22 protein-coding genes are annotated in these 21,952 nt (G+C 41.1%); 17 read left to right on the plus strand and 5 right to left on the minus strand.

The genetic code is table 11. From position 1 onward, the window contains the following. Positions 1-25 precede the first annotated feature (25 nt). From KXJ59_RS01010 to KXJ59_RS01060, 11 genes are all read left to right on the plus strand, one after another. Positions 26-1,213 (plus strand): proline dehydrogenase family protein, encoded by a 1,188-nt coding sequence (locus KXJ59_RS01010; RefSeq protein WP_295200159.1) that lies wholly within the window; start codon positions 26-28, stop codon positions 1,211-1,213. Between the two features lie 69 nt (positions 1,214-1,282). Further along, positions 1,283-2,077 (plus strand): thymidylate synthase, encoded by a 795-nt coding sequence (locus tag KXJ59_RS01015; protein ID WP_295200162.1) that lies wholly within the window; start codon positions 1,283-1,285, stop codon positions 2,075-2,077. Between the two features lie 112 nt (positions 2,078-2,189). After that, complete coding sequence (locus tag KXJ59_RS01020) at positions 2,190-2,684, plus strand: dihydrofolate reductase (protein WP_295200165.1); 495 nt, start codon at positions 2,190-2,192, stop codon at positions 2,682-2,684. 10 nt (positions 2,685-2,694) lie between these two features. Further along, on the plus strand, positions 2,695-3,183 hold the full coding sequence (locus KXJ59_RS01025; RefSeq protein WP_295200168.1) for a hypothetical protein: 489 nt from the start codon (positions 2,695-2,697) through the stop codon (positions 3,181-3,183). Positions 3,184-3,225: 42 nt separating this feature from the next. Beyond that, positions 3,226-3,975 carry a class I SAM-dependent methyltransferase gene (locus KXJ59_RS01030; RefSeq protein WP_295200170.1) on the plus strand — a complete coding sequence of 250 codons (750 nt, stop codon included), beginning with the start codon at positions 3,226-3,228 and terminating at the stop codon, positions 3,973-3,975. 152 nt (positions 3,976-4,127) lie between these two features. Beyond that, positions 4,128-5,246 carry a Re/Si-specific NAD(P)(+) transhydrogenase subunit alpha gene (locus KXJ59_RS01035; protein ID WP_295200172.1) on the plus strand — a complete coding sequence of 373 codons (1,119 nt, stop codon included), beginning with the start codon at positions 4,128-4,130 and terminating at the stop codon, positions 5,244-5,246. Between the two features lie 101 nt (positions 5,247-5,347). Further along, complete coding sequence (locus tag KXJ59_RS01040; protein ID WP_295200174.1) at positions 5,348-5,656, plus strand: NAD(P) transhydrogenase subunit alpha; 309 nt, start codon at positions 5,348-5,350, stop codon at positions 5,654-5,656. Positions 5,657-5,692: 36 nt separating this feature from the next. Beyond that, a complete protein-coding gene (locus tag KXJ59_RS01045) occupies positions 5,693-7,114 on the plus strand; it encodes an NAD(P)(+) transhydrogenase (Re/Si-specific) subunit beta (RefSeq protein ID WP_295200175.1) in 1,422 nt (473 codons plus the stop codon). A gap of 82 nt (positions 7,115-7,196) precedes the next feature. After that, positions 7,197-8,552, plus strand: a complete 1,356-nt coding sequence (locus KXJ59_RS01050; RefSeq protein WP_295200177.1) for an RNA methyltransferase — start codon at positions 7,197-7,199, stop codon at positions 8,550-8,552. Positions 8,553-8,678: 126 nt separating this feature from the next. Further along, a complete protein-coding gene (locus KXJ59_RS01055) occupies positions 8,679-9,632 on the plus strand; it encodes a LysM peptidoglycan-binding domain-containing protein (RefSeq protein WP_295200178.1) in 954 nt (317 codons plus the stop codon). Between the two features lie 7 nt (positions 9,633-9,639). Next, positions 9,640-10,338 carry a rhodanese-like domain-containing protein gene (locus KXJ59_RS01060; RefSeq protein WP_295200180.1) on the plus strand — a complete coding sequence of 233 codons (699 nt, stop codon included), beginning with the start codon at positions 9,640-9,642 and terminating at the stop codon, positions 10,336-10,338. A 10-nt stretch (positions 10,339-10,348) separates the two neighbouring features. Here the strand turns inward: KXJ59_RS01060 and fmt are convergent, their stop codons facing one another. Together fmt and KXJ59_RS01070 are read right to left on the minus strand one after the other, a co-directional pair. Continuing rightward, entirely contained in the window at positions 10,349-11,269 is a 921-nt protein-coding gene (gene fmt, locus KXJ59_RS01065) for a methionyl-tRNA formyltransferase (protein WP_295200182.1), read from the minus strand. Between the two features lie 87 nt (positions 11,270-11,356). Beyond that, positions 11,357-12,661 (minus strand): DUF1343 domain-containing protein, encoded by a 1,305-nt coding sequence (locus tag KXJ59_RS01070; RefSeq protein ID WP_295200184.1) that lies wholly within the window; start codon positions 12,659-12,661, stop codon positions 11,357-11,359. Positions 12,662-12,836: 175 nt separating this feature from the next. Here KXJ59_RS01070 and KXJ59_RS01075 point away from each other — a divergent pair, with 175 nt between their 5' ends. Further along, positions 12,837-13,292, plus strand: a complete 456-nt coding sequence (locus KXJ59_RS01075; RefSeq protein ID WP_295200185.1) for a peptidylprolyl isomerase — start codon at positions 12,837-12,839, stop codon at positions 13,290-13,292. Between the two features lie 100 nt (positions 13,293-13,392). On the opposite strand, the gene KXJ59_RS01080 is transcribed toward KXJ59_RS01075, so the two are convergent. Continuing rightward, positions 13,393-13,938 (minus strand): hypothetical protein, encoded by a 546-nt coding sequence (locus KXJ59_RS01080; RefSeq protein WP_295200187.1) that lies wholly within the window; start codon positions 13,936-13,938, stop codon positions 13,393-13,395. Between the two features lie 91 nt (positions 13,939-14,029). On the opposite strand from KXJ59_RS01080, the gene pepT reads away from it, so the two are divergent. Beyond that, complete coding sequence (gene pepT, locus KXJ59_RS01085; protein ID WP_295200189.1) at positions 14,030-15,268, plus strand: peptidase T; 1,239 nt, start codon at positions 14,030-14,032, stop codon at positions 15,266-15,268. A gap of 50 nt (positions 15,269-15,318) precedes the next feature. Next, the gene (locus KXJ59_RS01090; RefSeq protein ID WP_295200191.1) at positions 15,319-17,031 is read left to right on the plus strand and encodes a GMC family oxidoreductase; all 1,713 of its coding nucleotides are present in this window, start codon (positions 15,319-15,321) and stop codon (positions 17,029-17,031) included. Positions 17,032-17,093: 62 nt separating this feature from the next. Here KXJ59_RS01090 and KXJ59_RS01095 read toward each other — a convergent pair whose 3' ends face one another. Together KXJ59_RS01095 and KXJ59_RS01100 are read right to left on the minus strand one after the other, a co-directional pair. Then, complete coding sequence (locus tag KXJ59_RS01095; protein ID WP_295200193.1) at positions 17,094-18,284, minus strand: Gfo/Idh/MocA family oxidoreductase; 1,191 nt, start codon at positions 18,282-18,284, stop codon at positions 17,094-17,096. 92 nt (positions 18,285-18,376) lie between these two features. Next, on the minus strand, positions 18,377-19,552 hold the full coding sequence (locus KXJ59_RS01100) for a nucleoside permease (protein WP_295200195.1): 1,176 nt from the start codon (positions 19,550-19,552) through the stop codon (positions 18,377-18,379). An 89-nt stretch (positions 19,553-19,641) separates the two neighbouring features. Between KXJ59_RS01100 and KXJ59_RS01105 the strand changes: the two genes are divergently transcribed. The 3 genes from KXJ59_RS01105 (at position 19,642) to KXJ59_RS01115 (ending at position 21,872) form a co-directional block, all read left to right on the plus strand. Further along, complete coding sequence (locus KXJ59_RS01105; RefSeq protein ID WP_295200197.1) at positions 19,642-20,220, plus strand: Crp/Fnr family transcriptional regulator; 579 nt, start codon at positions 19,642-19,644, stop codon at positions 20,218-20,220. A gap of 72 nt (positions 20,221-20,292) precedes the next feature. After that, complete coding sequence (locus KXJ59_RS01110) at positions 20,293-21,120, plus strand: SDR family NAD(P)-dependent oxidoreductase (RefSeq protein WP_295200200.1); 828 nt, start codon at positions 20,293-20,295, stop codon at positions 21,118-21,120. A gap of 23 nt (positions 21,121-21,143) precedes the next feature. Beyond that, complete coding sequence (locus tag KXJ59_RS01115) at positions 21,144-21,872, plus strand: ThuA domain-containing protein (RefSeq protein ID WP_295200203.1); 729 nt, start codon at positions 21,144-21,146, stop codon at positions 21,870-21,872. The last annotated feature ends 80 nt before the right edge of the window (positions 21,873-21,952 follow it).

A 21,952-nucleotide genomic window follows, 5' to 3' on the forward strand; every position in this document is an offset into this window, starting at 1 on the left:
TTCGCACTACGAACGAACGTTAGCAATGAATATCTCCTTCGACAATACAGAAAATGCTTTTGCTTATAAGTCAAGCAAAGAACTGAAAAGTGCCAAATTTCTCTTCAGTACCATGGGTTACCCCTGGTTTGTGCAGTTAGGTACCAGGTTAACACCTTTTATCATGAAAACCGGGTTGCCTGTACATGGTATTATCCGTAAAACCATTTTTAAACAATTTGTAGGAGGAGAAACACTGGCAGAAACAGCAGGTGTTGGTGCCGTTTTAGGAAAGTATGGCGTACAGGTAATTCTCGATTATGGTGTAGAAGGAAAAGAAGGCGAGGACAGTTTTGATCATGCTACAGAAGAGTTTATCCGTGTCATTAACTATGCAGCCACACAAAAAAACATTCCTTTTATCAGCATAAAAGTTACAGGACTGGCACGTTTTGCTTTGCTTCAGACTTTAAATGAAGCACCACGTTTGCGCAGCGGTATCCACGATCATGAAATGGAAGTAGATGAATGGGATCGTGTTCGTGAAAGAATGTACACCATTTGTGAAGTAGCCGCTGAAAAAGGAGTAGGGGTTTTGATAGATGCGGAAGAAAGCTGGATTCAGGATCCTATCGACAGGCTCACCATGGAAATGATGGAGCTGTTTAATAAGGGAAAAGTAGTGGTGTATAATACCATTCAATTGTATCGTCACGACCGTTTGCATTTCCTGAAATTATCGCACCAGATTGCGCAGCAAAAAGGATTTCTGCTGGGTGTGAAACTGGTGCGAGGGGCTTATATGGAAAAAGAAAGGGCCAGGGCCAGAGAAATGGGCTATCCTTCCCCCATCCAACCTGATAAAGCTGCTTCAGACAGGGATTATGATCTGGCTGTGCGTTATGCCCTTGAACATATCGATCAGTTGGCTGTCATCATTGCTTCGCACAATGAAGAAAGTAACCTGCTGGCGGCTCAGTTACTCGATCAGAAAGGACTGGCGCATAATCATCCGCATATTCATTTCTCGCAGTTATTTGGCATGAGTGACAATATTACCTTTAACCTGGCCAAAGAAGGGTTTAGCGTAAGTAAATACCTGCCTTTTGGGCCCATTCGCGATGTAATTCCATACCTGATGCGCAGGGCGCAGGAAAACAGCAGTGTGAGCGGACAAACCGGCCGTGAACTTGCGCTGATAAAACGTGAACTGGAAAGAAGAAAATCAGCCTAAAAATTCACAGCTTCTCAACATTCTCAAGCCGGTGCTGTAACATCGGCCCGAGTGGCGTATTTTGCGCCCATGCAGCAATATCATCAGCTTCTTCAGCATATTTTAGATCACGGGGTACAAAAAACCGATCGTACTGGTACCGGCACCATCAGTTGTTTTGGTTACCAGATGCGTTTCGATCTGCAAAAAGGATTTCCACTGGTTACCACCAAAAAACTGCACCTGAAAAGTATAGCCTACGAACTACTCTGGTTTCTGAAAGGCGAAACCAATATTCAATACCTCACCGATCATGGTGTAAGTATCTGGAACGAATGGGCCGATGAAAATGGAGAGTTGGGTCCGGTATATGGCAAACAATGGCGCAGTTGGGAAGGGGCCAATGGAGAAACCATCGACCAGATTACCGATCTTATCGAACAGATCAAAAAAAATCCCGACAGCCGTCGGCTTATTGTCAGTGCCTGGAATGTGGCAGAACTGCCGAAAATGGCATTGATGCCCTGTCATAGCCTGTTCCAGTTTTATGTGGCGGATGGTAAACTCAGTTGCCAGTTATACCAACGCAGTGCAGATGTATTTCTGGGTGTTCCTTTCAATATTGCTTCCTATGCATTACTTACTATGATGGTGGCGCAGGTATGCGGATTAGCCTATGGTGATTTTGTACATAGTTTTGGGGATGTGCATTTATACAACAACCACATTGAACAGGCCAGACTGCAACTCAGCAGAACACCATTTCCACTTCCGACCATGAAGATTAACCCGGATGTAAAAGATATTTTCAGTTTTCAGTTCGAAGATTTTACCCTCGAAAATTACCAGTGCCATCCGCATATTAAAGCACCGGTAGCGGTTTAAGAAACAGAGAAATAAGAAATATGAAATAAAGAATGAGAAAGGAGGAGAAGTCAAGAATTAAATCAGACATCAGCCATCAGACATCAGCCATTAAAAGCCCCTATCTTTGACTATGCTCATTTCTCTCATTGTTGCAGCGGGAACGAATAATGCCATTGGTAAGGATAACCAGTTGTTATGGCACCTGCCTAAGGACTTACAGTTTTTTAAAAAAACAACCTGGGCCATGCCTGTGATTATGGGGCGTAAAACATTTGAATCACTATCTGGTAAACCTTTGCAGGGTCGTTTAAATATTATCATCACCCGACAGAAGGACTGGCAGCCGGAAGGTGTTACGGTGGTAAACTCGTTGCGTGATGCTTTATTTGTAGCCGCGTCTGCAGACTATAAGGAAGTATTTGTTGCTGGAGGCGGGGAGATATATAAAGAGGCAATGGGGCAGGCTGATAAAGTGTATCTCACAAGGGTACAAACAGCTCCGGATGCAGATACTTTTTTTCCTGAACTGTCGCCAGATGAATGGCAACTGGTAGCTGATGAAACTTTTCCAAAGAACGAAAAACATGCTTACCCATACAGCTTCCAGTTATGGACGCGCAGGTAAACTTCCTTCTATGGCATTTATAGAACCAGCATTTGCTTTTACTGTTCCATTCTTATTGTTGTTTTCCTGGCTGGGTTACCGCTCGTATAAACGGTATGCGAAAGCATTATTAGCAGCCACCAATCTTATTTTTATTTTGTATTCGATTTTCCTGATCAAACAGTTGATTGATTTGGCAAGGTTAGGTCAGGAACTGATGCGGCAGACAGGTATAAAACCAGAAGACCTTCCACCTTTTGAACCCGATGCTTATTTTTACAGACTTACAATACTGATATTATTGCCCTGGTTGTTTTTGATACGACGGGTTCGAAATACTCCCTGGTTATCGATCATTATTCTTATTGTGATTGCTGCAGGAGGAACAGGCTCATGGAATTACTTTGATCTTATTTTCAAAGTTCTCCATTACGGTAGCCTGCTTTGTGCTGTGTATGCATTACTTTGGCTACTAAAAGAATTACCCTTTCAAAGAAGAAACCGAAAGCTGTTTAAATAATTGAATTGCATGTATTCACCGGTTAAGATGGTAGTCAAATATGTGAGGTATTATATCACGGCATCTAATGGAAAAGGCCATGGTGTTCATTCTCCTTTTGTATTTGATTTTATTGAGCGTGTATTAAATGATGACAGACAGTTTTATGCATATAAACAAATAGAAAACCTCCGGCAATTATTACTCAATAATCAGCGAACACTTGAAATAGATTTCCCGAAAAATGCATCTGCATCCGGTAAAGTAGCTGTAATAGCGCGCTCCGCTTTGATGCCTGTAAAGTTCGGCCAACTTTTATTTCGAATGGTTGACAGATATGCGCCTTCACAAATACTGGAGCTTGGAACATCACTCGGAATAACAAGCAGTTACATGGCCATGGCCAATGAGAATGCTTCCGTTACTACCATGGAAGGATCGAAAGCACTCGCAAATAGTGCCAGGGAGCAGTTTAAAAAATTAGGTATCAGGAATTGCAGGCTGATGGAAGGTAATATTGATGAAATATTACCTGTATGGCTAAAGGAAGGCAGAGAACCTGATATGGTATTGATTGATGCAAGCCATTTTTATGCCCCAACAATGTATTATTTCAGGCAATTACTCGAACATATCAATGATAGTAGCATCCTTATTTTTACCGGAATCCACAAAAGTGCCGAAATGGAGCAGGCATGGAGGGAAATACAGAAGGATGAAGCTGTTACACTTTCTATTGATTTGTTTTTTATTGGGATCATTTTTTTCAGAAAAGAGTTCCGTACCAAACAACATATCACCATCCGCTTCTAACTCCTCTCTCGGCTAAAGCTCCCCGTCTCATGTTCTCGTCGGTGAACCTGTAAAATGGGTAAAAAAATCGCCACTATCCCATCCCACCCCAATTATACCGATTGCACAAAGAAACCCTTGCCCCCTTAGAAAAAAACACCTAAATTGAAACCATGATTCTTGGTATACTAAGTGAAAGAAATACAGACAAAAGAGTATCGCTCTTACCGGAACAGGCAGACGCACTGGTTAAAAAGAATGTAGCGGTATGGATGGAGAAAGGCGCAGGTGAAAATGCATTTGCAGCCGATACTGTTTATACAGACAAGCAGGTTGTTTTACAGGATCGTAATACGATCTTATCACAGAGCGATTTGCTGCTTTGTATTCATCCGCTGTCAGCAGCAGAAATCAGTTTATTAAAACCCGGTCAGGTAATAGTAGGGGTGTTTCAACCCTTATTCAATATTACACTGATGCAGGAGCTGGCTGCAAAACAGGTAACATTATTCAGCCTCGATTTAATTCCACGTACCACCCGTGCACAAAGTATGGATGTGTTGAGCAGTCAGGCGAATATTGCAGGATACAGGGCCGTATTACTGGCAGCTACATTATTCCCCCGTTATTTCCCCATGTTTATGACGGCTGCAGGTAGTATACCTCCTGCAAAAGTATTAATCATCGGTGCCGGTGTAGCAGGTTTGCAAGCCATAGCAACGGCACGTAGACTGGGTGCAGTAGTGGAAGTGTCTGATACAAGACCTGCTGTAAAAGAAGAAGTGATGAGTCTGGGTGCGAAATTTATTGAAGTAGAAGGAGCCGCCGATGCATCAAAAGCAGGTGGTTATGCAGTGGAACAGTCAGAAGAGTTCAAACAAAGACAACAACAAAGACTGGCAGAATCGGTGGCCAAATCTGATATCATTATCACCACTGCACAGATACCCGGTAAAAAAGCACCATTGCTGGTTACCGAATCTATGTTGAACAGTATGAAACCTGGTAGTGTAATTATTGATCTTGCTGCTTCAACAGGCGGAAATGTATTTGCTACAAAAAATAATGAAACCATTGTTCATAACGGAGTAACCATCATGGGTAACAGTAACCTGGCAGCCGATATGCCATGGGATGCCAGTAAACTATACGGAAAAAACGTACTCAACTTCCTGCAACTCATCATTGACAAAGAGGCGCAACTAAACCTCAACTTTGAAGATGACCTGGTGAAAGGATGCTGTATTACACATGGAGGAGAACTGGTGCATGAGAGGGTGAAGAAAGCGTGAATAGTCAGTAGTGAGTAGTGAGTAGAATATTTTGAATACTCACTATTCACTACTCACTATACTGGTTGCCGATAAAAAAATCTATCTAAACTAACATACAAATGGAAGCCGTTTTAAACTGGATACAGGCGCATATCGAAATTATCTACATCGTACTCCTGTCAATTTTTTTAGGAATTGAAGTGATTGGACGTGTGCCGAGTGTATTACATACGCCGCTTATGAGTGGTGCCAATGCCATTCATGGAGTGGTAATTATTGGAGCCATTATTGTGATGGGGAAGGTAGAGCCGGGTAATTATATTGCACTTGTAATCGGCTTTTTGGCGGTAGTACTTGGCACACTCAATGTGGTGGGCGGATTTGTAGTGACCGACCGGATGCTTGAAATGTTTAAAAAGAAAAAATAGTATATCGCTCCCGAACAGGGATTGAAAAAAATAAGTATGGAATTAAGTCTGCTCACTCTTTGTTACCTGATTGGTTCGTTGACATTTATCATCGGACTAAAAATGCTGTCACACCCCGACTCTGCCAGGAAAGGTAATCTGGTGGCTGCTGTGGGTATGGCGGTTGCTATTTTCGGCACCATTTTTTTGTATGAAGAAGAAGGGAAGAAACTGGGTAATTACGAATGGATTTTTGGCGGACTTATTTTAGGTACCATCGTTGGTGTATTAGCAGCAAGAAAAGTAAAGATGACTGCTATGCCCGAAATGGTGAGCCTGTTCAATGGAATGGGAGGAGCCTGCGCAGCGTTGATTTCTTTTATTGAATTTGATCATATTAAAGATGCTTTTGCCAAAGGGATAACTATTGAAATTCATGCCGGAACTTTAATAACCATATTTCTTGGGTTAATTATTGGCTCAGTTTCTTTTGCAGGAAGTGTGATTGCATGGGGTAAACTGAATGGCAAAATCAAAGACTTTGCTTTTCCGGGTCAGCAAATATTTAACCTTGTTTTATTAGCGGCAACATTGGTAACAGCAGGTTATCTGGTGTTTAACCTCAATGCAGAAAATTACTGGCTCTTCTATGGTATTGCCATTGCTTCATTGATTTATGGTGTGTTATTTGTATTACCCATTGGTGGCGCCGATATGCCCGTGGTTATTTCATTACTCAACTCCTTTACCGGTGTAGCTGCTGCCTGTGGTGGTTTCCTTTACGATAACCAGGTAATGTTAACAGGAGGTATACTTGTAGGTGCAGCAGGTACATTGCTCACCATACTCATGTGTAAAGCAATGAACAGAAGTCTTACCAATGTATTGATTGGGTCTTTTGGTGGTAATAAATTTAGTGGTGCCAGTGCTTCACAAGGCCCGCAGGGTAATTACAAAGAAATATCTATTTCCGACGCTGCTGTATGTATGTGTTATGCCAATAAAGTAATTATTGTTCCGGGTTATGGACTGGCAGTGGCACAGGCACAACATACCTGTCATGAACTGGAGAAATTACTGGAAGAAAAAGGAGTTGCTGTTACTTATGCTATTCACCCGGTAGCAGGTCGTATGCCGGGTCATATGAATGTGTTATTGGCGGAAGCAGATGTGAGCTACGATAAACTGCAGGAAATGGAACAGGCCAACGATGAATTTAAAACTACTGATGTGGTACTCATACTGGGCGCCAATGATGTGGTAAATCCTGCAGCTAAAACCGATCCATCATCGCCCATTTATGGCATGCCCATTCTCGAAGTGGAACAGGCTAAAACAGTAATCGTAAATAAGCGTAGTATGAAACCCGGTTATGCGGGTATTGAAAATGAACTCTTCTTCCAGCCAAAAACATCCATGTTATTTGGCGATGCAAAAGCGGCGTTACAAAAATTAGTTACGGAGATCAAAGCGTTATAATTCTTCATTTCATTTATTCTAGTCATAGCTCCGGGTTTAAAGCCGGAACTATGTGTTTCTGAGAATAGCATATTTTTGCGATATGCCAGTTCCGCACGATCTTATTCAATCTCTTCAGGATGTTCCGGGCTTTAATGAATCTTCATTCAAACAGGTACATGAATCTGGTGAACAGGTTACAGCCATTCGCTTTCATCCTCTAAAACAACAATGGACAAGCCTTGAGCGGTCAGGTGAAAAAATTCCCTGGTGCCTGCTGGGTTTATATCTTCCTGAAAGACCTTCTTTTACTTCTGATCCTTCTTTTCATGCAGGTGCTTATTATGTGCAGGATGCAAGCAGTATGTTTCTCTGGCAAATGCTGCAGCAATTAGTACCGGATGCTGAAGGTAAAAAAGTATTGGATCTCTGTGCCGCACCCGGAGGTAAGTCTACTTTACTCGCTTCTTATTTTCCGGAAGGCTTACTGGTAAGCAATGAAGTCATTAAATCACGTGCAGCCATCTTGGTGGAGAATATGACCAAGTGGGGGAATGATAATGTGGTGGTTACCAATAATGATCCTGCTCAGTTTCAGTCGCTGGGAAATTATTTTGATGTGATTGTAGTGGATGCTCCCTGTAGTGGAAGTGGTTTATTCAGAAAAGATCCTGATGCCATAAACGAATGGAGCCTTGATCATGTTCAGCTATGCAGCCAACGACAGCAGCGGATTTTATCTGATATTCTGCCTGTACTCAAAGAAGAAGGTATTTTAATCTATGCCACCTGCTCCTATTCAAAAGAAGAAGATGAAATGATTGCAGACTGGTTAGTAGATGAAATGGAAATGGAATCTTTGCCTGTTCAGACAGATGATGCATGGGGTATTGTTCATTCCTTATCAGCAAAACAACAGGCAGCAGGTTACCGTTTTTACCCCGACCGTTTAAAAGGGGAAGGCTTTTTTATAGCTGCTTTTAAAAAGAAACAAACAGAGGCAAAACTGTCTTATGGAAAAAATGTAAGCATCACAAAACCTGGTAAACAAGAATTGGAGCAGGTATTGTCATTTTCCCCCCTGACAGATGAATATCATGTCTTTAAACAGGCTGATCAGTTCAGGGTAGTTCAACGAAAATGGCTGGATGATATCAATATACTTGCCGGCTCGCTATATATCCGCAAAGCAGGTGTTGAAATCGGCACCATCAAAGGAAAAGATATTGTACCATCCCACGAACTGGCGATGAGTTTATTGCCCAAAGAATCTTTTAGTCAGACTGAGGTTGATCGTGAACAGGCGCTTCAGTACCTGCGCCGTCAGGATATTTCTTTGCAGGCACCTAAAGGATGGAATTTAATCACTTATCAAAACCTTTCCCTTGGCTGGATAAAAGCCCTTCCGAACCGTATCAACAACTATTACCCGCAGGAATGGAGAATACGAAATAAATAAGAAATAAGGAATAAGAAACAAGGAGTAAGAAAGTAGTGTGCTACTTTATTTTCTCATTTCATGTTTCTTATTTCTTATTACTCTGTTTAACTCCTTAAATTTGCCATTCTCATCCCCCCGAGGCCTATGAAAAAATATTGCTTATTTATACTTGTATGTTTATTTGGGCTCACGGCTTTTGCTCAACAGAAACTGTTGATCAAGGGTAAGGCCACAGCTATGTATATTGAGCATAAGGTTGGTGAGAAAGAATCACTTTCATCAGTGGGCAGGTTATACGATCTTACCGCTTCGCAACTGGCCCGCTTTAATGGTAAAAGCCCTTCCTCTCTTTTATCTAAAGGAAGTGTCATCAAAGTGCCATTGAAATTACAGGATATTCAGGCAACAGGGAACGGAAGAGCGGTGTATCATGTGGTGGGTAAAGGTGATAACCTGTTTAAAATTGCTCAGACCTATAATAAAGTTCCCCTCACTCAAATACGGAAATGGAATAAACTGGGTAATAATGCTGTTAAAAACGGACAGCAAATTATAGTTGGTTATCTTAAAATAAATACAGAAGAAACAATTGCTGCTAAAACAGCACCAGCAGAAAATATAGTTGCTGAGAAAAATACAGATATTGTAACCATTGCTGAGAAACCGGTAACCATTGTGAATGAGCCCACAAAAAAAACCGAGGTTAAAACAGAAGCTGTTTTGCCTGTAACAGAAGTAAAAAAAGAAATTGTGCCGGCGGCAGGACAACAAGGCCCTGATGAAGGTTTTTTCGCATCTCTTTATGTAAAAAATGATCTTACGCTGGTTCAGAAATCTTTTTCGGGCAGTGCTTCTACTTTTAAAACAATCAGCGGTTGGACAGACAGGAAATATTACGTACTAATCAATGATATAACACCAGGTACCATTGTGCGTATTACGGCAGTTAATAATAAAAGTATTTGTGCAAGGGTACTGGGTCCTTTGCCGGAAACCAAGGGAGCGGAGGGTTTATTATTACGTATGAGCAATTCTGCCGCATCTGTTTTAGACATGAAGGACCAGCAGTTTATAATAACACTTACTTATTTTGAATAAGACATTTATGAAACCGTTGATTCAATATGTATTTGTGGTGGTAATCGCTTTTTCATCCTGTGATAGTATTGCACAACAGAAATTGTCTATTACAGTGACCGAATTCGAATCAAAATGGCAAACAGGATCCTATCAGTTATTAGATGTAAGAACTACGGGTGAATACAAAGCTGGTCATCTTAAAAATTCCTTGCAAGCTGATTGGCTGAATAAACAACAGTTTGAGGAGAGGACGAGGCATTTGGATAGATCGAAACCATTGCTGGTGTATTGCGCCTCAGGTGTAAGAAGTGAACAGGCTGCAAAATGGTTGCTTAAACAAGGCTTTGCTGAAGTATTCAATTTGAAAGGAGGTACATCAGCATGGCAAATAGAAGGCAGACAACTGGAGGCTGATGTGGTGACTCAGCAGATGACAATAAGTATATTTCAACAGAAAATTCAGACAGAAGGGATAGTGTTGGTTGATATTGGTGCCGAATGGTGTCCACCCTGTAAAAAAATGGAACCTGTTCTTACGCAACTACAAAAAGAAATGGGTAATAAATATCAGTTGGTAAAAGTAGATGGCGGCACTGATATAGAAGTGATGAAAAGTATCAAAGCCAGCGTACTACCTACTTTCATTGTTTATAAAGAGGGTAAAGAAATTTGGCGTAAGGAAGGAATTGTTGACCTCACAACGCTGAAATCGAAACTACAGTAACCCTGTATAATTATTGCTGGCGGTAACCTCGCAGAAAATCTTCAACAGCCATTCTTTTCTTTCCTTCCAGTTGCATATTCAGTACATAAATGTATCCATCAGTACAGGTGAAGCGCAGATAGGTTTTACCATCTGTGTGCATGGTGCCCGGTTGGTCTTTTACAATGTTGTATTCCTTTTTACTGCTGTATATTTTCAATACTTTACCTTCTAATGTGGTTAACGCACCTGGATATGGCGATAATCCACGGATCAGGTTGTGAACCTGATCTGCTGTATTAGCCCAGTTTATTTTACAGGTTTCCGTGAAAATTTTTGGGGCATGCCTGATATCTGACTCGGTAAAAAGTTCGTCCTGTATTTTTTCTTTGAGAATGCCCTGTTGTAAACCTTCTACAGTTTGTACAAGAAGTCTGGCTCCGATTAATTTCATGCGGTCATGTACTTCTCCGGCTGTTTCATCGGGTCCAATTGTAAAACGATCCTGTAATAATATATTACCGGTATCAATTTCATGTTTCAGTTTAAAAGTAGTTACGCCTGTTTCTTTCTCTCCATTTATTACGGCCCAGTTAATGGGAGCAGCTCCACGGTATTGTGGTAACAATGAACCATGCAGGTTAATAGTACCCATTGGCGGCATGTTCCAGACAATCTCCGGTAACATACGAAATGCCACTACAATCTGCAGGTCTGCTTTTAACTCCTTTAATTGTGCAATAAATCCGGGGTCCTTTAATTTTTCGGGTTGCAGAACCGGAAGATTTTTTTCTGAGGCATATTTTTTTACAGCACTCTGCTGTAATTGCATACCCCTGCCTGCCGGTTTATCAGGTGCCGTAACAACTGCTGCAATAGTAAAGCCGGCATTCACCAAAGCATCTAATGACGCTACAGCAAACTCGGGAGTGCCCATGAAGATGATACGCATAGTGGTGAGTGGTGAGTAGTGAGTGGTGAGTGGTGAGTAGGTTAAAAAATTGACTCACTGCTCACTATTCACTACTCACTTTCTTTGTTATTCAAAATCTAAATACAACAAATACTGTTTCCTGATTTTTTTAAAAGCTGCTATACCAGGTGCCCAGCTGTCGCGGATTTCTTTTTCTGTCTTCCCGGCTTTGATCTGGTTCATCAACTGATCGCTTCCGGCCAGTTTATTGAAAAAATAGTCGGTTGGTTTTTCGCTTTTTGGTTTGATAAAGAAATTGTCCTTATCAGGAAAGAGTTTATAAGCTTCCAACAGGTATTTTAACTGAATCTTATTATCAACTTTTTTCAACACTTCATCTTTTGTGCCAAAAAGATTCCAACCATAACTCTGTCTGTCTTTTAGTTTGGGTTCTTTTGCACCATCTCTGCTGGTTGGTGTAAATGCATACATATTTTTTGGCAGGTAAGGGTGGCCAAAAATTGAGAACGGATGATCGGTTCCTCTTCCTTCGCTTAAAACAGTGCCTTCAAAGAAACAGGTACTGGCATACCAGTAAATAGATGACATATCCGGCAGGTTGGGAGATGGTTTTGCCGGTAATTCATATTGACTTTTATGCGTATAATTCTGGTTTTTGATAACCTGAAAATGAAAGAGGGTATCGGGTGGAGAGTTTTTGGCGCGTCTGTAATATTCATAACGTTCATTGGCTTTTGGCGACAGCCATTTTTCACCAGCCAGCATCAGGGCATATTCACCCATCGTCATGCCATATACGATAGGAATGGGTTGCATGCCTACAAAACTTTTATAGGCAGTGTCGAGTATGGGGCCATCTACATAAAAGCCATTGGGGTTGGGGCGGTCGAGGATCATGAGTGGCTTGCCATGTTCAAATGCCGCATCCATAAATTCCTGTAATGATGAGATATAGGTATAAAAACGGGTACCCACATCCTGAATATCAAACAACAAGACGTCTACATCTGCCAGGTCTTCTGCACTTGGTTTTCTTTTCTTTCCATACAATGAAACAACGGGAATACCAGTATAAGGATCGACATAATTATCAATTTTCTCACCTGCGTCTGCAGTACCCCTGAAACCATGTTCAGGACCGAAAGCCTTGGTAATCTTTACACCGAGTGTATACAAAGTATCTACCAGATGGCGGTCGCCAATAGTAGCAGTATGATTGGCAAAAATACCTACTCGTTTTCCTTTCAGCAATGGAAGATAAACCTGTGTTCTATGAGCTGCCGGAATGATTTTCAGCTCTTTCTCATCCTTTGGTGAGGCCGAATTAGCTTTCAGACCTTTTGCATCCTTAGGTTGGGCATTGACACTCAGTATAATAGCAAGTGAACATATAAGGGTAAATAACTTCATATAAGGGTCTTTAAAATGCGAAAGTTAACAAAAAATACTTGGCTGCACTTCCTTTGCAGGTTGTACTTTTGCGCTTCGGTTCGTTTTAATAACAACTTAACTTTTTCTTCCTGTTTTTCCGGATGTCAATGCTAAGCTACTACGTTCCGTATTCTTTATCACATAACAAAAAAGTATGCAACAAGTAAAAAAAGGTGATACTGTAAAAGTGCATTATCACGGCAAATTAACCAATGGAACTACATTTGATTCATCTGAAGGAAGAGAGCCATTGGAGTTTGAAGTGGGTGGCGGAATGGTGATCCCAGGATTTGATGACGGTGTTACCGGTATGGCCATTGGCGAAAAGAAAACAATTCATATCCCTGCCGATCAGGCTTATGGACCTAAACAGGAAGAAATGATTATGGAATTTCCCCGTGACCGTTTCCCTGCAGATATGGTTCCGGAAGTGGGAATGCAATTAAATATGAGTAATGGTTCAGGACAAAATTTTCCTGTAACCATTGCTGAAGTACGTGAAGCTGTGGTAGTACTCGATGCCAATCACCCACTGGCAGGAGAAGAACTGATCTTCGATCTGGAACTGGTTTCCATCGATGGCGGAACTCCGTTGATCATTATGCCTTAATACAGATAAACAACGAATAAAAAGGTCGCAGTAACAATTACTGTGACCTTTCTTTTATAGTGAAATGGGATGAATGAGCAGTGAATATCGTTGTATGATATTATTTTCTTCTTAACCACCATCCCAGCCATATACCTGCAAGACCCCATGATGCAATAGCGTCAATTAAATAAGCCATAAGGTCTCGGGTCTGGAACCAGATATGATTGGTATAAGGGCCATTTAAGAAACCAATTATTCCAATCACAATACTGGCTGAAAGAATTGTCATAAAAGGAGGTGAGCCCATCTGTTTAAAGAGCCAGCAAACCAGTAAGAGTATAACAATATTTATGGCGAACCCTCTTGCCATATTCATACCCATATTCATATCCATCGATTTATGATAATGAATTTGGGCCCAGGGCTTACCATCCATGGTTTCATACAGTTTTTCCTGTTCTTCTTTTGATGCACCATCAGGAGTAGTAGGCAGGAAATAACTGCCATCTTCAGAAAATTGTGTGCTCAGGTATTGAAGGATACTATCCTGCTTTGGCGTGTATGCTTCAGCAGACCTGTGCAATTGTACCATAGTCCATGAAAGAAATTGCCAGAGAAAGAGAATGATGGCTCCTACAAGTGAGCCAATCAGTGTTTTTTTCATAAGGTTGTTTTTGGTTGTATACAAAATAGAAAAGAGAATCGGTAAATGCAAGTATTACGTTATACAGTAACTGATTTCTGTATTTTGCAGCATGTTTCATGAATATAAATTTACCGTAGCAGAACGTTTTATGCGTTATGTACAGATCGATACACAAAGCGATCCGCATAGTATAAGTTTCCCAAGCACTGAAAAACAGAAAACCCTTTCTGTATTACTTGCTGCGGAATTGAAAGCAATAGGTATTATGGATGTGGAAACAGATGAATATGGATATGTATATGCGACTATACCTGCTACCAGTAATGAACCGCTGCCGGTGATCTGCTTTTGCAGTCATATTGATACCGCCCCCGATTGTAGTGGCACGGATGTAAAACCTATACTGCATAAAAACTATCATGGTCAGGATATCGTTTTACCCGATGATCATAACCAGGTAATCAGCGTTGATGCCTACCCTTATTTGCAAGAACAGATGGGTAAAGATATTATTACAGCCAGTGGACTTACTTTACTGGGAGCTGATGATAAAAGTGGAGTAGCCATTATTATGGATATGGCTCATTATCTGATGCAACATCCTGAATTGGCACATGGCACCATCAAAATATTATTTACACCCGATGAAGAGGTAGGCAGGGGAACAGATAAACTTGATATGCAAAAACTCGGAGCCGATTTTGGGTATACATTGGATGGAGGGGAGTTGGGTACTTATGAAGATGAAACATTCAGTGCAGATGGTGTAACCATCAGCTTTTATGGAATCAGTGCGCACCCCGGTTATGCAAAAGGAAAAATGGTGAATGCATTAAAACTGGTATCGGCTTTACTTGCAGCTTTGCCAACAACAGCGTGGTGCCCGGAAGCAACCGAGAAAAGAGAAGGTTTTGTTCATCCCGTTCATATGGAAGGAATTGCAGAAAAAGCAAGTGTTGAATTTATTATCCGCGATTTTATTACAGACCAACTCACCGTTTATGAAGACCAGTTGCGCAATTTATGTGAACAGCTCATTCAGCAATACCCGGGGGTTACTTATACGTTTGAAGTAAAGGAACAATACAGAAATATGAAACTGGTATTGGATCAGCATCCACAGGTAAATGAGCGTGCGGCAAAAGCATATAAAGCTGCCGGACTTATTTTGCGTAAAGAACCCATTCGCGGAGGTACAGACGGTAGCCGGTTGAGTTTTATGGGGTTACCCTGTGCCAATATTTTCACAGGTATGCAGGCCATTCACAGCAAACATGAATGGGTGAGTGTATATGATATGCAGAAAGCTGTGGAAGTGCTCGTAAAATTGGCTTGTAATATGGATTGAATCGCTTAACTTAAATGGCTTTTCCGTTTGCTCACAAGAAAAAAAATGCCATGTCAGATACGCTTCACCTGAATACAAAAGCAACTGCTCAGAATAGTTTTGATGCCATTGTTGTTGGCTCTGGTATCAGTGGTGGCTGGGCCGCCAAGGAACTCACTGAGAAAGGGTTAAAAGTTTTGATGCTTGAAAGAGGCAGACCCTATGAGCATATTAAAGATTATACAACAGCAAATAAAAATCCATGGGAACTGTCACACAGGGGAAGAACCACAGCTCAGCAAAAAAATGATTATCCTGTAATACACAGAGGCTGGGCCGCAAGTGAAGTAGTAATGGATGACTGGGCCAGTGAAAAAGACTGTCCATATACAGAAATAAAACCTTTTACCTGGTGGAGAAGCTATCAGCTGGGTGGACGCTCTATTTTATGGGGCAGGCAGAGCTATCGCCTGAGTGATCTTGATTTTGAAGCCAATCTCAAAGAAGGTATTGGAGTTGACTGGCCTATTCGTTATAAAGATATAGCGTCATGGTATGACTATGTAGAACGTTTTGCCGGTATTAGTGGATCAAAAGAAGGATTACAGCATTTGCCCGACGGACAATTTCTTCCTCCCATGGAACTCAACTGTGTAGAGAAAGATGTAGCTGCAAGAATAAAAAAAGCATTCAACGGGAACAGGCATCTTATTATTGGCCGCGTGGCCAACCTTACTGCTCCCATTGAAGGAAGAACACAGTGTCAGTTCAGGAACCGATGCTGGGAGGGATGTCCTTTTGGTGGCTATTTCAGTACACAGTCATCTACCTTACCTGCTGCCATGAAAACGGGTAACCTAACTGTAAGGCCATTCTCTATCGTAACAAAACTTATTTATGATAAAGACACAAAAAAAGCAACAGGTGTAGAAGTGCTTGATGCAGAAACCAATCAGACTTATGAATACTATGCAAAAATTGTTTTCCTGAATGCATCGGCCTTAAATTCTACCTGGGTATTGTTTAACAGCGCAACAGAAATATGGCCCGGTGGATTGGGAAGCAGCAGTGGAGAGCTGGGACATAATGTGATGGATCATCATTACAATATTGGTGCATCGGGTAAAGTAGATGGTTATACAGATAAGTATTATTCCGGAAGAAGAGCGAATGGTTTTTATATCCCACGCTTTGTAAATATGGGTAAGGACAAGCGTAATTACCTGCGTGGTTTTGGTTATCAGGGCAGTGCAAGCAGGGAAGGCTGGTCGAGAGATGTAGCAGAATTATCTATAGGAGCCGGTTTGAAAGACACACTCACCGAACCTGGTGAGTGGAGTATCGGTGCAACCGGATTTGGGGAGATATTGCCTTACCATGAAAACAAAATCATGCTCGATAAAGAGAAAAAAGATAAATGGGGTTTACCGGTATTGGCAATGGATTGTGAGATGAAAGAAAATGAACTGAACATGCGTAAAGACATCATCACTGAACTACAGCTTATGCTGGAAGCATCCGGTATAAAGAATATCAGAACCTGGGATGCCGGGCATGCACTGGGGCATGGTATTCATGAAATGGGAACGGCGAGAATGGGACTTGATCCAAAAACATCGGTACTCAATGGTTTTAATCAGGTATGGGATGCAAAGAATGTGTTTGTAACCGATGGTGCCTGTATGACTTCTTCTGCCTGTCAAAATCCATCACTTACTTATATGGCACTTACAGCGAGAGCTGCTAATCACGCAGTGGAAGAAATGAAAAAAGGAAATTTGTGAGGATAGTACATGGTCCATAGCAGATGGGTTACTATGGACCATGTACTATCAACTATAGGCTACTAAATAATCTGTTCACTGATTTTGCCTGTCTGCTTATGTTTCAGGATTAATTTTTTAGTGCCGAAATGTGTCATCTCTTCTTTTATAAGATAATGTTGATCATCATAGGAAACAAGATGACTTCCTTTGGTAAGTCCGGTTTGTCCTCTCCAGATATCTAACTGAACAGGTTCCCATTGTTTGCTTTTGGCCGATTTGTATGCGGCATCAAGAATTGAGTTTACCACATAGCCATCATAAAATGTTTCTTTAGGGTCAACACCTTTTTCCATGGCGTTAAACATATCCATGAACATATGGTTATAACCAAGTTCATTTAACTCGTCACCCACCGGGAAGAGCCAGCCAGTGTTGCTTTCTGCTTTTTCTGCCACATAATCTGCGCCTTTGCCCGTGGTAAACATATCGAAACCAGTGCGGAGAAAACTGTTGATCCAGATAGTACCTTCACTACCCATTACTTCATCGCGCAGATCAAGTCCGCCACGAAAAGTCCAGCTTACTTCAAACTGACCAATAGCACCGTTTTCATATTTTACCAGACCGATCGCATGGTCTTCAGCATCAATGGGTTTTACCTGTGTATCGGCCCAGCACATGACTTCTACAGGTTTAATATCTTTACCAATATAACTTCTGGTAATTTCAACACAATGACAACCGAGATCGAGAATACAACCTCCACCGGCCTGTTCAATATCCCAGAACCATTCGCTGTGCGGGCCAGGATGCGTTTCTCTCGATTTAGCCCAAAGTATCCTTCCCAGAGCACCATTCTTTACACTTTCCATGGCCTTGATAAATTTTGGTGTGTAAACCAAGTCTTCGAGATAACCATTAAAAATACCTGCTTCTTCTACTGCCAGTAACATCCGTTTGGCTTCTGCTGCATTACGCCCCAGGGGTTTGGTGGTCATCACTGCTTTTTTATGTTTGCAGCATAACATTACAGCAGCTTCGTGAAGATTATTGGGGAGAGAGATACATACTATATCTACATCAGGATGCGCTATGGCTTCTTCCATATCAATAGTCCAATGTTCGCAATGATAATCTTCAGCGAATTTTTTTGCACTTTCTTCTCTGCGGGAATAAATACTGATGATTTTATCCCTGCTTCTGTAACCCTGTAAAGAATCGGCATAAAACCGGCCAATAAAACCGGAACCGAGCATAGCAATTTTTTTCATATGTGTTGTTATGGTGAGTAGTGAATAGTCAGTAGTGAGTGATTTAAGTGCATAAAAATACTCACTATTCACTACTGACTACTCACTTCTTCTTATTTCTTTTCCTTAAAAAATAACAGAAAATATACCAGCACTGCCATGGCAATATAAGCTGGCACATACCAGATGTTGAGCCAGTTATGTGTTTCTCCTGTTTTGTAGAGATCCACAATATAACCGCTGAACCAGGTGCCGATAAACATACCTACACCATAGGTGGCAAATGTAAAGAGCCCCTGTGCCGCATTTTTAATTTTAGCACCGGCTTTTTTCTCCGTGTACATATAACCTGTTACAAAAAAGAAATCATAACAAATGCCGTGTAAGATGATACCGGCATATAACATCCAGTTGTTTACCCCGGCATCTCCATAGGCAAAGAATATATAACGCAGAATCCATGCACTCATGCCCAGCAGTAACATATTCTTTACACCAATTCTGTTAAACAGGAATGGAATAGCGAGTATGAATACAGCTTCCGAAACCTGGCCAAGTGTCATTTTACTTGCTGCATTTTCAAAATTCATTTCATTGAGAAATGGATTGGCAAATCCGTAGTAAAAGGAGAGTGGAATACAAACCAGTATGGCAGCAATAAAGAAAATGAGGTAAGGCTTTTCTTTAAACAGTACGAATGCTTCTGTTCCTATGGCTTTAGATGCAGAACTGTCTGCGCCATTCGGAGGCGTATTGGGCAATACAAAACTCAGTAAACCAAGTCCTACAGAAACGGCCGCCGCCATATAAAAAGTAGAAGCTGTTTTTTCAATCCCTAATTGCCCTATTAATACACCGGCTACAATCCAGCCCAGTGTTCCAAACACACGTATCCAGGGGAATTGTTTACCAGGATCAGTCATTTGTGAAAAAGCAACACTGTTACTCAATGCAATGGTGGGCATGTATAACAAAGAATAGCCCAGAATGACCCAGTAAAACAGGGTACTATCTGTAATTTTTGTAGCAAGAAAAAGCAGAACGGCACCCAGCAGGTGTAATACACCCATAATTTTCTGTGCGGCAAAAAAACGGTCAGCTATCATACCTACAAAAAACGGGGAGATCATAGTGGCGATGGCCAGCGCACTGTAAGCCGCCCCAATTTCAACGCCGGTTGCCTGTAAATGGGTTCCCATATAGGTTCCCATGGTAACATACCAGGCACCCCAGATAAAGTATTCGAAAAACATCATGGAAGCCAACAAAGAGCCTGTTTTGTTGTTCATATAGCAGTTGGTTTTTGTATGGTTTCAAAAATGGAACTAAAAAAAATCAGTTATTATTTAATTCAACAAGTTTAAGACCACTAAAGATAATGGAAGCACTTTATAAGGCCATACAATCCATGATCAATATTTCAGGTACAGAATGGGAGCGTTTTGCAGAAAACTGTATCGAAAAAAAATTTCCAAGACATGCTTTTTTAAGTAAACCCTTAGCAGTACCCAATGAAATCTTTTTTATTGCAAATGGACTTGTAAGGGTATTGGTTACAGATGAAGAGGGTATTGATCACTCTATTCATTTCGCGATGGAAAACCAGTTCATCTGCGACTATGCCTCTTTTCTGCAAAGAAAATCTTCCATATACACCATACAGACATTGGAGGAAAGCGAAATAATTGTAATGCCAAGATCACTGATAGAATGGGGGTATAAACATTTGCAGGAAGGGAATAAACTTGGCAGACTCATAGCTGAATATTATTTTATTTACCAGGATAACCGGATTAAGAATATGATAGCACTCTCACCCAAAGAGCGCTATGATTCCATTACTGAAGTATTTCCGGATATTCACAACAGAATACCACAACACATGATTGCCTCCTACCTTGGTATTACGCCTGTTCACCTCAGCAGGCTGAAGAAAGGGGGTAAAAGAAAAAACTAAACATTTGTTATCGCTTTAAGCAAATGGTCTTCTGACATTTGGCAGATAGTTAATTATACTAAAATCTGTCAAATGCTTACACAGGTTGAAAAACAAAGACTCAAAACAAAATATGGACCCTGGGCACTGGTTACCGGTGCTTCATCTGGGATTGGTCTGGAATTGACTGAACACCTGGCTTCTGCTGGACTGAATCTCGTAATATGTTCAAGAAGTATCAGCAAACTTGAGTATGTACAACACCAGATGCTTAGAAAATATGATGTTGAAATCATGCTGGTACCAGCCGATATGTCGGAAACAGCAGACATAGATAAACTGGTTCAACAAATTCAACACCTTGATATCGGACTGGTGGTTTTGTCTGCGGGTTATGGTACATCAGGTCTGTTTAAAGATGCTTCCGTGCACACAGAAATCAATATGCTGAGGGTAAACTGCGAATCGGTATTAACACTTACTCATTATTATACACAGCGAATGTTGGCAAGAGGCGGGGGTGGTATTATTTTGATGAGTTCAATGGTTGCTTTTCAGGGGGTTCCCTATGCCGCTCATTATGCCGCTACCAAAGCATATGTTCAGTCATTGGCAGAAGCTTTGGCCGTTGAACTAAAACCTTTTGGGGTGGATATACTGGCAGCAGCCCCCGGCCCCGTGCAAACAGGTTTTGGTAAAAGGGCCAATATGACAATGGGCAAATCTCTCCGGCCTTCTGAGATAGGGGTGCCCATTTTGAAAGGATTGGGAAGAAAAAATACGGTTTTGCCGGGCAGACTTACCAAATTGCTGGTATATGCTTTACGAACGGTTCCACGAGGGATGAAAATTCAGATCATGAAAAAAGTAATGTCGGGTATGACCAACCTACAGGGCATTGCTCGTGATCGGATAAAATGAGTAAATTGAGGCAAAAGAAATGTATGAAAGCATATAGGAAATTAGTCTTGTTACTATCTTTTTTGATATCACTGAGTATGCTTTCCATGCGACCGGCAGAGAAAAGGATCCTTGTTTTTTTTGAAACAAAAGGATATTATCATGAGTCCATTCCAACGGGCGTTGCGGCGTTGCAATTACTGGGTCGGCAAAATGGGTTTGGAGTAGATACTTCGAGAACATCAGACCCTTTTACCGACGAAAAATTATCGGTGTATGATGCTGTTGTTTTTTTGAGTACCACCATGGATGTATTGAATGAAGAGGAACAAACCGCATTTCAAAAATTTATCAGAAAAGGAAAAGGATTTGTAGGTGTTCATGCAGCTACCGATACAGAGTATGCCTGGCCCTGGTTTAATCAACTGGTGGGAGCTTATTTTAAAAGTCATCCCAAACAACAGGATGCAGTTTTGCACATCAAAAACTCAAAACACCTTTCAACTAAACATTTACCCAAAACATGGAAACGATGGGATGAGTGGTACAATTTTAAAAATATTCAGCCCGGCTTAAATGTCTTGATCACACTGGATGAATCGAGTTATACCGGGGGAGAAAATGGAACTGACCATCCCATTAGCTGGTACCATGAATTTGATGGCGGTAGGGCATTTTATACCGGATTAGGACATACCCATGAATCCTATTCCGATCCATTATTTCTCAAACATTTACTGGGTGGCATCAAATATGCGATGAAAATAAAGTAGGGAATACCCAGAAAGAGGTATTTTAAGTGAACTTATTATTTTATACATTGTTGCAGAAATGGAGTTGTAGTTTCAAAGTG

Origin of the sequence: Sediminibacterium sp., assembly GCF_019264485.1 — a bacterium.
Taxonomy (GTDB): Bacteria; Bacteroidota; Bacteroidia; order Chitinophagales; family Chitinophagaceae; genus Sediminibacterium.

What these genes read in the sequence shown, in the direction of transcription:
- KXJ59_RS01020 (WP_295200165.1), top strand. Translation starts at nt 2,190, where the DNA reads ATGCTCATTTCTCTCATTGTTGCAGCGGGAACGAATAATGCCATTGGT.
- KXJ59_RS01105 (WP_295200197.1), top strand. Translation starts at nt 19,642, where the DNA reads ATGGAAGCACTTTATAAGGCCATACAATCCATGATCAATATTTCAGGT.
- KXJ59_RS01045 (WP_295200175.1), top strand. Translation starts at nt 5,693, where the DNA reads ATGGAATTAAGTCTGCTCACTCTTTGTTACCTGATTGGTTCGTTGACA.
- KXJ59_RS01095 (WP_295200193.1), bottom strand. Translation starts at nt 18,284, where the DNA reads ATGAAAAAAATTGCTATGCTCGGTTCCGGTTTTATTGGCCGGTTTTAT.
- KXJ59_RS01040 (WP_295200174.1), top strand. Translation starts at nt 5,348, where the DNA reads ATGGAAGCCGTTTTAAACTGGATACAGGCGCATATCGAAATTATCTAC.
- KXJ59_RS01035 (WP_295200172.1), top strand. Translation starts at nt 4,128, where the DNA reads ATGATTCTTGGTATACTAAGTGAAAGAAATACAGACAAAAGAGTATCG.
- KXJ59_RS01010 (WP_295200159.1), top strand. Translation starts at nt 26, where the DNA reads ATGAATATCTCCTTCGACAATACAGAAAATGCTTTTGCTTATAAGTCA.
- KXJ59_RS01055 (WP_295200178.1), top strand. Translation starts at nt 8,679, where the DNA reads ATGAAAAAATATTGCTTATTTATACTTGTATGTTTATTTGGGCTCACG.
- KXJ59_RS01115 (WP_295200203.1), top strand. Translation starts at nt 21,144, where the DNA reads ATGAAAGCATATAGGAAATTAGTCTTGTTACTATCTTTTTTGATATCA.
- KXJ59_RS01015 (WP_295200162.1), top strand. Translation starts at nt 1,283, where the DNA reads ATGCAGCAATATCATCAGCTTCTTCAGCATATTTTAGATCACGGGGTA.
- fmt (WP_295200182.1), bottom strand. Translation starts at nt 11,269, where the DNA reads ATGCGTATCATCTTCATGGGCACTCCCGAGTTTGCTGTAGCGTCATTA.
- KXJ59_RS01100 (WP_295200195.1), bottom strand. Translation starts at nt 19,552, where the DNA reads ATGAACAACAAAACAGGCTCTTTGTTGGCTTCCATGATGTTTTTCGAA.
- KXJ59_RS01075 (WP_295200185.1), top strand. Translation starts at nt 12,837, where the DNA reads ATGCAACAAGTAAAAAAAGGTGATACTGTAAAAGTGCATTATCACGGC.
- KXJ59_RS01080 (WP_295200187.1), bottom strand. Translation starts at nt 13,938, where the DNA reads ATGAAAAAAACACTGATTGGCTCACTTGTAGGAGCCATCATTCTCTTT.
- KXJ59_RS01070 (WP_295200184.1), bottom strand. Translation starts at nt 12,661, where the DNA reads ATGAAGTTATTTACCCTTATATGTTCACTTGCTATTATACTGAGTGTC.
- KXJ59_RS01110 (WP_295200200.1), top strand. Translation starts at nt 20,293, where the DNA reads ATGCTTACACAGGTTGAAAAACAAAGACTCAAAACAAAATATGGACCC.
- KXJ59_RS01090 (WP_295200191.1), top strand. Translation starts at nt 15,319, where the DNA reads ATGTCAGATACGCTTCACCTGAATACAAAAGCAACTGCTCAGAATAGT.
- pepT (WP_295200189.1), top strand. Translation starts at nt 14,030, where the DNA reads ATGTTTCATGAATATAAATTTACCGTAGCAGAACGTTTTATGCGTTAT.
- KXJ59_RS01060 (WP_295200180.1), top strand. Translation starts at nt 9,640, where the DNA reads ATGAAACCGTTGATTCAATATGTATTTGTGGTGGTAATCGCTTTTTCA.
- KXJ59_RS01050 (WP_295200177.1), top strand. Translation starts at nt 7,197, where the DNA reads ATGCCAGTTCCGCACGATCTTATTCAATCTCTTCAGGATGTTCCGGGC.
- KXJ59_RS01025 (WP_295200168.1), top strand. Translation starts at nt 2,695, where the DNA reads ATGGCATTTATAGAACCAGCATTTGCTTTTACTGTTCCATTCTTATTG.